This is a genomic window from Mycobacterium hubeiense (assembly GCF_002838065.1).
Taxonomy (GTDB): domain Bacteria; phylum Actinomycetota; class Actinomycetes; order Mycobacteriales; family Mycobacteriaceae; genus Mycobacterium; species Mycobacterium hubeiense.
Genome location: NZ_PIZU01000073.1, coordinates 1 through 10,423 on the forward strand (window position 1 = coordinate 1; position 10,423 = coordinate 10,423).

General features: G+C 65.2%; 9 protein-coding genes and 2 pseudogenes. 6 read left to right on the forward strand and 5 right to left on the reverse strand.

Annotation, left to right across the window (positions count from 1 at the left end; genetic code table 11):
- The 3 genes from CWS39_RS27345 to CWS39_RS27355 form a co-directional block, all read right to left on the reverse strand.
- Positions 1–523, reverse strand: a 523-nt coding sequence (locus tag CWS39_RS27345; protein ID WP_158240423.1) for a hypothetical protein, incomplete at its 3' end; no start/stop codon positions are given.
- Positions 520–1,071: a recombinase family protein gene (locus CWS39_RS27350; protein ID WP_044543343.1), complete on the reverse strand. Its 552-nt coding sequence runs from the start codon at positions 1,069–1,071 to the stop codon at positions 520–522. The genes CWS39_RS27345 and CWS39_RS27350, both read right to left, overlap by 4 nt.
- Before the next feature lie 147 nt (positions 1,072–1,218).
- The gene (locus CWS39_RS27355) at positions 1,219–1,881 is read right to left on the reverse strand and encodes a TetR/AcrR family transcriptional regulator (RefSeq protein WP_044543342.1); all 663 of its coding nucleotides are present in this window, start codon (positions 1,879–1,881) and stop codon (positions 1,219–1,221) included.
- 158 nt (positions 1,882–2,039) lie between these two features.
- Between CWS39_RS27355 and CWS39_RS27360 the strand changes: the two genes are divergently transcribed.
- From CWS39_RS27360 to CWS39_RS27385, 6 genes are all read left to right on the forward strand, one after another.
- The gene (locus tag CWS39_RS27360) at positions 2,040–2,489 is read left to right on the forward strand and encodes a PaaI family thioesterase (protein WP_084032456.1); all 450 of its coding nucleotides are present in this window, start codon (positions 2,040–2,042) and stop codon (positions 2,487–2,489) included.
- Positions 2,486–3,157: a TetR/AcrR family transcriptional regulator gene (locus CWS39_RS27365; protein ID WP_102145990.1), complete on the forward strand. Its 672-nt coding sequence runs from the start codon at positions 2,486–2,488 to the stop codon at positions 3,155–3,157. Before CWS39_RS27360 ends, CWS39_RS27365 begins: the two co-directional genes overlap by 4 nt.
- Before the next feature lie 79 nt (positions 3,158–3,236).
- The gene (locus CWS39_RS27370) at positions 3,237–3,665 is read left to right on the forward strand and encodes a DUF6188 family protein (protein WP_044544298.1); all 429 of its coding nucleotides are present in this window, start codon (positions 3,237–3,239) and stop codon (positions 3,663–3,665) included.
- A 115-nt stretch (positions 3,666–3,780) separates the two neighbouring features.
- Positions 3,781–6,867 carry an MMPL family transporter gene (locus tag CWS39_RS27375; protein ID WP_199178325.1) on the forward strand — a complete coding sequence of 1,029 codons (3,087 nt, stop codon included), beginning with the start codon at positions 3,781–3,783 and terminating at the stop codon, positions 6,865–6,867.
- Positions 6,868–7,084: 217 nt separating this feature from the next.
- Positions 7,085–7,669: a recombinase family protein gene (locus CWS39_RS27380; protein WP_102145992.1), complete on the forward strand. Its 585-nt coding sequence runs from the start codon at positions 7,085–7,087 to the stop codon at positions 7,667–7,669.
- Positions 7,669–8,103, forward strand: a complete 435-nt coding sequence (locus CWS39_RS27385) for a hypothetical protein (protein ID WP_102145993.1) — start codon at positions 7,669–7,671, stop codon at positions 8,101–8,103. Before CWS39_RS27380 ends, CWS39_RS27385 begins: the two co-directional genes overlap by 1 nt.
- A gap of 1,094 nt (positions 8,104–9,197) precedes the next feature.
- On the opposite strand, the pseudogene CWS39_RS29885 reads toward CWS39_RS27385, so the two are convergent.
- Both CWS39_RS29885 and CWS39_RS29060 read right to left on the reverse strand, forming a co-directional pair.
- A pseudogene (locus CWS39_RS29885) lies at positions 9,198–9,353 on the reverse strand (hypothetical protein); the annotation flags it as partial.
- Positions 9,354–9,457: 104 nt separating this feature from the next.
- A pseudogene (locus CWS39_RS29060) lies at positions 9,458–10,423 on the reverse strand (MobF family relaxase); the annotation flags it as partial.

Consider the following 10,423-nt stretch of genomic DNA (forward strand, 5'->3'; position numbering starts at 1 on the left):
GCTTTTCAAGCTGGTAGCCGCGTGCTTGGCGTTCGGCGTTTGTGCTCGGCTTGCTGCGGGCCAGGGTGGCGAACTCAGTCCGGAGACGGTCTAGGGTCTGCTGTTGCTCGGTGATGTGCTGTTGGCGCTTGGCGGCTCGTGTGGCCCGGTCATTTCTGGCGGCCTGTTCGGTGTCGACGATGACGCCTTCGTGGGCGGCGGTTCGGCGCAGCGCATCGAGAGCATTGCGGCCAGCGGTGAGGTCTTCGACACCGTTGGCGGGTCGTTGCATGCCGCACAGTTCGGTGACGATGCGGCGTTGGACTGCCCACCCGTTGGGTCCTAGTTCTTGCAGCTCGTCAAGGATGCTGCGGGCAATCTTGACCTTGGTGTTTTCCAGGTGGTCATAGCGGTTGTAGACCGCGGCGGGGACACCGGCGCCGAGCATGAGCGATTTCAGGTCGCCGCGGTAGTGCAGGGCGGTTCGGCACGCAGCGAGCACTTCGTTGCGGATGGCCGTCGACAGGGGACGCGGTGTGGTCATCGTGCTAGTTCCAGGCATCGGTAGACGCTGGATCGGGATATGCCCAGGGTGCGGGCGATCTGAGCTCGGGGAGTGCCTGCTTTGTCGAGCGCGTGGGCGGCGGCGATGGTGTCGGTGCTCAGACCGGGGCGGCCGGGGTGGCGGCCGGCGGCACGGGCGGTGGCTACCCCTGCCGCGGTGCGTTCGGCTGCGATGGCTCGTTCGAACTCTGCGACAGCGCCGAAGACGTGAAAGATCAGCCGCCCGCCCGCAGTGGTGGTGTCCACCGATTCGGTGAGGGAACGCAGTTCGACGCCGCGGTCGTGCAGGTCCGTGGCGACGGCGAGCAGGTGGGGTAGGGAACGGCCGAGGCGGTCCAGCCGCCACACCATGAGGACATCGCCGCGGCGGACGTAATCCAGGAGGCTGGCCAACTCAGGTCGGTCGTCGCGGGTTCCCGACATCTGGTCTATCCAGATACGTTCTGCACCAGCCTCTCTGAGGGCTGCGATCTGCATCTCTGGTGACTGGTGCAGCGTGGAGACGCGGGCGTATCCCAGCAGTGCCATCGATGCGCGCCTTTCCAGGTGTGTTTTTAACCCTGTCCACGTTAGAGCCGTAGTGGGACAGATTTCTGGGACACACCGACACGGTGTTCACGCTGGTCACCGTGGGTCCGCGCAAGGTGCCTATTTTTCGGTCGTCTTTTTGGGCTGTCAGACCACTTCCTCTACGCCTGAAGGGTTGGCAGTTCGGCGGCGGTGGGCGGCGAGGAAGTCGTCGACGATGTCCGCGCAGTCGTGGTGGGTGATGGTGCGAATTCCGGTCATGCGGGCGAAGGCGAGTGGGCCGACGAGTTGGCACAGTGCCAGTTCGAGGTCGAAGTCGTTGATTTCGGTTCGGGCTTCATCGCTGTGCAGTAGCGCGTCGAATGGTTGTCGGTATTGGTCGACGACACGGGCTCGCAGTGCTCTGGATGCGTGGCGGTCGTCGGTGTCGTCTTTGGCGCCGGTAGGTCCGAGCGAAAGCCATGCCAGGGTGGTGACGTGCAGCGGAGCGTCGTTGAACAGGGTGGCTTGGCGGCTGAGTAATTCGATGAGTTGATCGCGCAGGGATCCGCTGGTCGGCGCCGGTGTGGTCACCTGCGGAAGGAGTCGCTCGAATGTGGCTGCAAGCAGATGCGATGAACTCTGGAAATGCCGATACAGCGTGGTGCGGGCCACCTTGGAGGCTTTGGTGACCGCATCGATGGTGACGGCTTCGACCCCTCCTGTGCTGAGAAGTGTTGCGGCAGCATCCAGTAGCCGGTTGCGTGAGCGGATTCTTCGCGGGTCGATGTCGTCATCGGGGGGTAGCGCTGATTGGCTGCTGTCGTTCACAGGTTCACCTCGGCATTGAATTTCGGGCGATGTCGTGAACGACAGTCTAGCCGTTGTGGTACTAAGAGTATCGCAGCGAAACCAATAGTACTGGGAGCGGTTTAGTGCCTGAAAGCGCGGCGCCGTCGGAACGGCTGCCTTCTCACACCCCGACGTGCATGGGGTGCGGCCCGGACAATCCGCACGGGCTGGGGCTGGTGGTCTATCGCAGCGCCGACGTGGTGTATGCCGATGTGACCTTCGATGAGCGCCACATCGGGGCCCCTGGCTTAGCCCATGGTGGGGCGGTGGCGGCGGCGTGCGATGACGTGCTGGGCTTCACGCTGTGGATCGCCGGCACACCGGCGGTGACGCGCGCTCTGACGGTGGAGTATCTGCAGCCGGTGCCACTGCACCAGCCTCACCGCATCACCGCGCATATCACCGGCCGTGAGGGGCGGGCGCTTCATGTCGCGGCGGCAGGGGTCCAGGAAGGCGTTACTCGGTTTACCGCGAATGCGGTGTTCGTCGTGGTCGACACCGCGCATTTCGCCGCTCACGGCGACATCAGTGGATTTGGTGAGCTTCTCGAACAGTTCTCGCGCCGCGGCGGCGACCAAGCATCATGACCGCCGCCAGCGCGCGGGTTAGCAGCGAAACGGTACAGGCTCAGGGGGTTTCGGCTGGCGACCAGGGCCACACAGCTGGCGGGCTGCGTTCACGCGCCTCCGCACGTCGCCGGGAAGCGATTATGGATGCCGCGCTCGCTGTTGCTGCCACCGGCGGCTCCGACGCGGTCCACATGCGGACAGTTGCCGAGCGGGTCGATATCGCTGTGGGCACGCTCTACCGATACTTTCCAGCCAAAACCCATCTGCTGGTGGCGGCGCTGATCCGAGAGTTTCAGCGCCTCGATGTATCCGGGGACTGGGCCACCGGCGCCTCCACGCCGCAGCAGCGACTGGACCGGCTCACCGAGCACCTGCACGATCGCTGGCAGCGTGACCCGCTGTTGACCGACGCGATGACACGCGCCTTCGTCATGGCTGACACCCGCGCCGCCGCTGAACTCGACCGCGCCGCCGCGGCGATCGAAACCCTGTTGGCCCGCACCCTCGCCGGCGGTGAACCCACCCCGGCCGATCTGCGCCTCGCCGGAATCGTCGCCGATATCTGGCTGGCCAATCTCGTGGCCTTCATCAGCGACCGGGTGTCAGCGGCCGAAACCCGAGACCGCATCGATCGGGCCACCCGACGAGTCGCCCACCAGGCGAATGCGGGCAGCATTACACCGTAACGATACTTTCAGTATCGCAGCGATACCATTGGTAGTACTATTCGGGGTGCGGCTCACCGATGCGCCGAAGGAGACGGCCATGTACACCCAATGGATCGAAGACTGTGTCGTACAACGCGTCTCTGTGCGTGACGGCCTGGTTCTGGACCTCGATGACTACAACGAAATCGTCATCTCGCGCCCCCTGATACTGACCCTGCCCGCTGTCGACCGATTTCCGGTCGAGGCCGTCCTCATCGACCCTTTGCGAATCTCGGTGTACGAGCGCCCCTTGCTCAATTTGGCTGGCGCGGTGTGCACCCAGGCCTGGTCCGACGACGAGGGAGGACTGCACCTGAGCTTTTCACGTGGACACCGCATCGACGTCGATCCCGACGCTGAGGAGACCGCGTGGGAGCTGTACGGCAAACGTCACGGCTACATGGCGTGCCTGCCCCACGGTCGGGTGCGCGTGGTGCGCCACGACGTGCCCGAGGACGACAACGCCAACATCGTCAACCCGCGGTAGGCCGCTTTTTCGGGCGAGCTGGTGTCCGACGCACCGGCGCCGCCTTTGTGCTACATGCTGTAGCGTAGCGATACCGACAGTATCGTTGACTCATGGAGGTTCGGTGACCGACGGCATGACCGATTCCCCCGGCCCCGCCTCGCAAACTCAGCGCCGCGGTAACGACTCTCGCGACCCGGCGGACAACCGCGAGTACAGCGCCCGGCTGGCAGCCCTGGGTCGGTTCCCCCTCCGCCACAAAGCACTGGTCATCGGGGCCTGGCTGGGCACGGCCGTGGTGTTGGCGTTGCTGTTTCCGCGATTGGAAACCGTGGTACGCCAGCAGTCGGTGGACCTCATTCCCCGCGATGCGCCCTCCCTGCAGACGGTGGAACGCATGAGCACCGCCTTCGGCGAAGAAGGGTCGAAAACCCTGCTCTTTGTGGCCATGGAAGACCCCAACGGTCTGACACCGGCAGCACGGCAGCGCTACGACGAACTCGTCGCCCGGTTGCAGGCCGCGCACGACCACGTTCTGCTGGTTCAAGACCTGCTCGCCGATCCGGTCACCGAAGCGCAGGCCCTCAGCCCCGACCGCAACGCCTGGTACCTGCCGGTAGGGGTGACCGGCACACTGGGAGACCCCACCGCCGCCGAGTCGGTGAAGGCGGTGCGCAGCATCGCCGCAGAAGTATTCGCCGGATCAACGGTCACCGCGCAGGTGACCGGACCGCCAGCGACGTTCAGCGACATGATCGCCTCCGCCGAGCACGATCTGCTGCTGATCTCGATCGCTACCGTCGGCATCATCGCCCTGATCCTGCTGATCGTCTATCGGTCGGTGTTCACCGCGTTGCTCCCGCTGCTGGTGATCGGGCTGAGCCTGGCCGTCGGACGCGGTGTGCTCTCCGCGCTCGGGGAGATGGGTATGCCCGTCTCACAGTTCACCGTGGCATTCATGACCGCGATCCTGCTCGGCGCTGGCACCGACTACACCGTCTTCCTGATCAGCCGCTACCACGAACAGCGCCGCGCGCAGGTACCCCCCGACCAAGCCATCATCCACGCCACCGCCAGCATCGGACGCGTCATCCTCGCCTCCGCCGCGACCGTTGCCTTCGCCTTCCTGGCCATGGTCTTTGCCCGACTCAGCGTCTTCGCCGCCCTCGGCCCGGCGTGCGCCATCGCCGTCCTGTTCGGTTTCCTGGCCACCGTCACCCTGCTCCGGCCAGTACTGGCGATCGCCGCCAAACGCGGCATCGGGGAACCCAAATCCGATCGCACCCGCCGCTACTGGAACTCGGTGGCCGTGGCCGTGGTTCGTCGCCCCGTGCCGCTGCTGATCGTCAGCCTCGTCATCCTGCTCGCACTGTCCGCGGTCGCAGCAACCATCAAAATCAGCTACGACGACCGCAAAGGGCAACCAGCCAGCACCGCAAGCAACCAGGGCTACCAGCTGCTGGACCGACACTTCCGCAAAGACATCGTCATCACCCAATTCCTCGTCGTCGAAAACCCCACCGACATGCGCACCGGCAAAGGACTCGCCGACCTCGACGAAATGGCCTCCCGCGTCTCCCAAGTCAGCGGTGTCACCAAGGTTTCCGGAGTCACCCGCCCTACCGGGGAACGCCTCGACCAAGCGGAACTGGCCTGGCAAAACGGCCAGATCGGAGACAAAATGGCCGGCGCAGTCGCCGAGGGCAACGCCCGCAAAGGCGACCTCGCCAAACTCACCGACGGCGCCGATCAACTCGCCGGCGGGCTAGCCCAACTCGACACCACCGTGCGCACCGCCCTGACCCCCCTCGCCGTAATCCTCGGCCAAGCACAATCCGCCGGCACCCAGATCAACCAGTTCCGACCACTACTGCAACAACTTTCGGCCACCGCCCCTACCGCCGATCAAGCCATCCAAGCTGGCCCCGGCCTGCGACCGCTGGCCGAACAAGCAGCGAACGCGATCACCATGCTCGACCCGCTCGTCGGCGCCCTCAACACCTCGCCATGGTGTGCGACCACACCGCAATGCGCCCAGATCCGCGACCAAGTACGAATCCTGACCACCCTGCGTGACGGCGGATTCTTCGACCAGATCGCCGCCCTCGGCGACCGCTACAACCCCGCCACCAATGCCACCGTCACCGGCACCCTCACCAACGTCCAAAACGCGGTCGCCACCCTGGACAAAGCGTTCGGCGCCCTCGGCAACCCCGACGACCTGGCCGCCAACCTTCGCCGCCTCCAGGACGGAATCGGCCAACTCGCCTCCGGCGCCCAAGCGCTCGCGACCGGTGTGCGCACCCTCGCCGACAGCAACATCGAAATGCTCTCCGGCATGAGCCAAATCGCGACCCAACTGCAAAACTCTGCACGCGCAGCCAAGGACTCCGACTCATCGAGCGGGTTCTACCTGCCCACCAACGCCTTCGAGAACAGGCAATTCACCGACGTCGCCAAACAGTTCCTCTCACCCGACGGCAAGACCGCGCGCTTCATGATCGAAACCAGCTACGACCCCTACAGCGTCGAAGCCATGGACCTCGCCAACCAGATCACCCACACCGCCAGCACCGCACGACCCAACACCTCACTGGCAGAAGCCACCGTCTCCGTCGCCGGCTTCCCCGCCGTCAACTCCGACATCCAACGATTCCTCTGGGCAGACTTCGCACAGTTGGCCATCGCCACCACCCTCATCGTCGGACTCATCCTGGTCCTGCTGCTGCGCCTGCTCCTGGCACCGCTCTACCTGCTAGGCCCAGTCCTGCTCACTTACCTGGCCTCCCTCGGCATCGGCGTCCTGGTCTTCCAATGGGGATTCGGCCAGGAAATCGCCTGGCCCGTACCGCTATTGGCGTTCATCATTCTCGTTGCCGTCGGCGCCGACTACACCATGCTGCTCGTCTCACGCCTGCGCGAAGAATCCGGCCGAAACATCCGTGTCGGCGTCCTGCGCACCGTCGCAAACACCGGCGCCGTCATCACCTCAGCAGGTCTAATCTTCGCCGCCAGCATGTTCGGCCTCATGGTCGGCTCCGTCGCCATCATGATCCAAGCCGGCCTCATCATCGGCGCCGGACTGCTACTCGACACCTTCGTCGTACGCACCCTCACCGTGCCCGCCATCGCCACACTCCTACGCGAAGCCAGCTGGTGGCCCCAGCGACCCACACGACAACAACCAGCCCTACCTTCGAACCCAGCCGAAGCACACCCATGACAAGAATTCGTTGCCATTCTCGCCCTACTGATCAGCGAGCCTGAGCCCTTCACGTCCCACGCCGCGCATCCGTTGCGTGTCCCATTTCTAAAGAAGTGAGACGGCCCCACATGGCGCGCGGTGTGGTCACATCGCGCCAGGTCGCGGTGTCTCATTTCGGGTCTCACACGGCGTGTCTCAGATCCTCGATGGCAGAGGACAATGAGACGGTAGCGGTGTGACAGCGATTCTCGGATACGCGCGGGTCAGCACCTTGGGCCAGGACCTCGATGCACAGCTCGCCGCGCTTACCGCCCAGGGCGTCGAATCCGGCCAAATCTTTACCGACAAGCTGTCGGGTGCGGTGAACACCGTTCGGCCGGGCCTGGCGGCCCTGCTGCATTACGCCCGCGAGGGCGACACTGTGGTGGTCACCGCCATCGATCGACTGGGCCGATCCGTCGCGGAAGTAACCCGCACCATCGCGGATCTGAGTGAGCGCCGAATTCTGTTACGCGCCTTACGTGAAGGTGTGGACACCGGCACACCAACAGGCGGTGCGGTGGCCACCATCATGGCGACGCTGGCCGAGCTTGACCTCGAACTCGGCCGTGAGCGTCGCGCTGCCTCGCGCGACTCCCGGCGAGCCCGCCAACTGCCGGCTACCAAGCCGGCCAAATTGACCCCCGAACGACAAGAACAGCTGCGCCGCCTCGCCGGGACGGGCGAACCCGTACACGAACTTGCCCAAGCGTTCGGGGTGAGCCGGGCGACGGCCTACCGCTACCTGGCCAAACTCAGTTCTCAGTCAGGAATCGCGTGATGGCCGCCGAGGATTTGCATCCCTCCACTCACCTGCGGGCCGCAGCGTGGGGCCCCGATGACGTCGAAGATCGGCCGTTTGAGGAATCCGTCGCCCTGGCCGCCGACTGGATTTGGGAACGCAGTCGCGAGGAGGAGCTAGCGCCGCTGCTGGTGAGCAACGCGCAAAACGCGGCGACCGTTGGTTATGCCGACCTCGACGAGATCATCCGAGCGGGGGGTCACGCCACACCCCAGAGCCGTAGCCGACCCGATCGCGGTCCGGTTCTGGCGTTCGTGCCAGACGAACGGTCGTTGCACTTCGCGATGGGCTTGGCTCGGGGCTATTCGCTTGCTGTCGTCGAGGGCTCCACGCCCTTAGCCGAATGGGCTGCTGGCGCGGCCGCGATCAACCTGCTGACCGGGCAGGTCACTACGTCCCCAAGTCGACGATGATGTCCGCAAAGACCTTGATTCCGTCATTTTCTACGGCGGTCGTAACGGCTGGACAGGGGCAGATGAAAAGGCGCAAGTGCGGCGGTTTCTAAGCGATCACATCAGCGGCGGTCGACTGACTCCCGATCAGGCCGCTGCGTATGCCTTGTCGTCGCAATCGGTGTCCGACCGCGGAGCCAAGCGACTGCGCGAGCTGCTCAGCCGCAATCGGTGATCACCACGCTTCGAGTGCTTCTAAAATAGTCGTTTCAGGGACACATCCATAGCCCGCTGCACCCACCGCGCTGGTTCGGCGGTTTCCCACGCGGTTAACATCGCCTGCCTATGGCGTCGTTGAATGTGCAGGAGGTCCGTGATGACCTGGACGGAGCGCTGGCCCGCGTCGGGCAAGGAGAATGCCTTCTGGTGATTGGAGATGACGGCCAACCCATTGCCGAGCTGCGCTCGGTCAGGCGAGGACAGGCGGGGCGGCGGCGGCAAAGGCAGGTCCCCCCGCCACGCCACCCAGTCCTGGGAGCTGCCTTCCGCGACGGCACGACAGGAATTGAGGCTCTGCGCGACGACTAACGTCGGACTCGCACGACTCGTCTTCCCAGGGAGTGACAGCCCCGCTGTCGCGCCTTGGCGTGACCGGCGTTCCATCCTCATCGGACATCCGGATGGTTCGGCGAGGCGTGTGAGTTGTCATACCGATCCTCCGCAATCCAGATTGTCGGAGATCGTTGAAATGGCTTCTGGTATCGACGAAAAGGGAATGGCCGAGTGGAGCTGGTCAATCTCGTCACTAGATAAGTCACGACCTGCCCACGCGCAGAGCTGTTCGTAGGTCAGTGTGATTGATCTGTTGCTCATCTCAGGTCCACCTTCGGCGTACATCTTCGCGACAAGCGGCAAAGGCAGGTCCCCGTGCCACGCCACCCAGTCCTGGGAGCTGCCTTCCGCGACGGCACGACAGGAATTGAGGCTCTGCGCAAAGCGGACACCACGTTGGTGTCCAGTAGGTAGGTCACAGCTCCGGGGGTGCGGGCGATCAGCGGGAGGCGCTCCGGCTCGACGTCGAAGTCGCTGTGAGGGCTGTCGTCGGCTAGGGCGTGTCAACGATGGTGATCTCTTCTTCTGACACCCCCGCGCGGGAGGATCGCGCGGGCGTTCCGTACCGCTCGGGCGACCTGCTGCTCTTCTTCGGAGTCATACGGGTAGGCGGGGTTGTCTATCACTGCCGCTGCATAGGCGGCGTCGAGGTCGTCGTCAGCTTCGTCGCTGCCTGACGAGTCCGGCGAGCTGGTGGCCACACGGACGAGCGTAGCGAGCCCGTCCCGACAACGAACGGTTCTAGGAAGCGGTGGTTTTTGGATCAGATGTCCAGGCCGTAGTCGTTGTCGAGGTCTCGTCCGCGGTCGCGGTGACGCTCGGTGACGTCGCGGATGCGGGTGAGTTGGTGCCAGCCGCGTTGGTGGGTGGCACGGTGGCGGTCGATGTCGGCGGCTAGTTCGGGGTCGGCGATGGTGAGTGCTGCGGCGCGGGCGGCGGGGTCGATGTCGTGGTGGTGAGCAGCCCAGGGGAGGTTGAGTCCGTCGAGGAGCCGACGCGAGGGGCCGGGTTGGTCGTCGTCAACGAGCAGCAGCCGGGCGTGATGGGCGGCGGCGTGCTGGGCGATGCGGGCCAGGTCGGTGGGGCGCGCGGCTGCGGCGTTGTCGATGATGAGGACTGCGTCGCGGGGCATCGGGGTGGTGGTGAGCCGTTTGGGGTTGTAGGGGACGACCATCCATCCCCGCTCTGTGTATGGCGGCTCGGGTGTGGGGGAGACGACCACGACGGCGCGGTCGCGGGCCTTGGCGGCGGTGTGGGTGTCGGTGATGAGTTGGTCGAGGTCCTCCCGGTTGCGGGAGTGGGCCGTGGTGACCGCGTGGGCGTAGGGCACCGCCAGCGGTCCGGCGGGCAGGGGGTCGCCGCCGTGGCGGCCAGCCACAGCGAGGATGTCGGCCAGGGCGCGGTCGGCGGTCTGCTTTGCTGCGCGGTGGCGGTTGTCAGCGGTGCGGCCGCGGTCGTGCCGGTGGGCCCGCCGTAGGTCAGTGACGACGCGCCGGTGGTGGTCGAGGTGGTCGGTAACCTCGGCGGGCAGCTGGGTGTGTTCGGCTGCGGCAGCGGCGGTTTCGGCGATGGTGGCCGAGTCGCGGTCGCGTCCGAGGATGGTTCGCAGCGCGGCGGCGGCCTGCGCGGTGGTGCCGCGCACGCGGGTATGGGTGTCGATATCGGTGGTGGTGGGTGCGTGTTCGTGGTCGCGTTCTCCGGTGGGCTGCTCGTAGAGGTAGACGTTGTT

Excerpts from the sequence above, each read along its gene's own strand:
- CWS39_RS27370 (WP_044544298.1), top strand. The coding sequence starts at position 3,237 with ATGTACACCCAATGGATCGAAGACTGTGTCGTACAACGCGTCTCTGTG.
- CWS39_RS27350 (WP_044543343.1), bottom strand. The coding sequence starts at position 1,071 with ATGGCACTGCTGGGATACGCCCGCGTCTCCACGCTGCACCAGTCACCA.
- CWS39_RS27375 (WP_199178325.1), top strand. The coding sequence starts at position 3,781 with ATGACCGATTCCCCCGGCCCCGCCTCGCAAACTCAGCGCCGCGGTAAC.
- CWS39_RS27360 (WP_084032456.1), top strand. The coding sequence starts at position 2,040 with ATGGGGTGCGGCCCGGACAATCCGCACGGGCTGGGGCTGGTGGTCTAT.
- CWS39_RS27365 (WP_102145990.1), top strand. The coding sequence starts at position 2,486 with ATGACCGCCGCCAGCGCGCGGGTTAGCAGCGAAACGGTACAGGCTCAG.
- CWS39_RS27385 (WP_102145993.1), top strand. The coding sequence starts at position 7,669 with ATGGCCGCCGAGGATTTGCATCCCTCCACTCACCTGCGGGCCGCAGCG.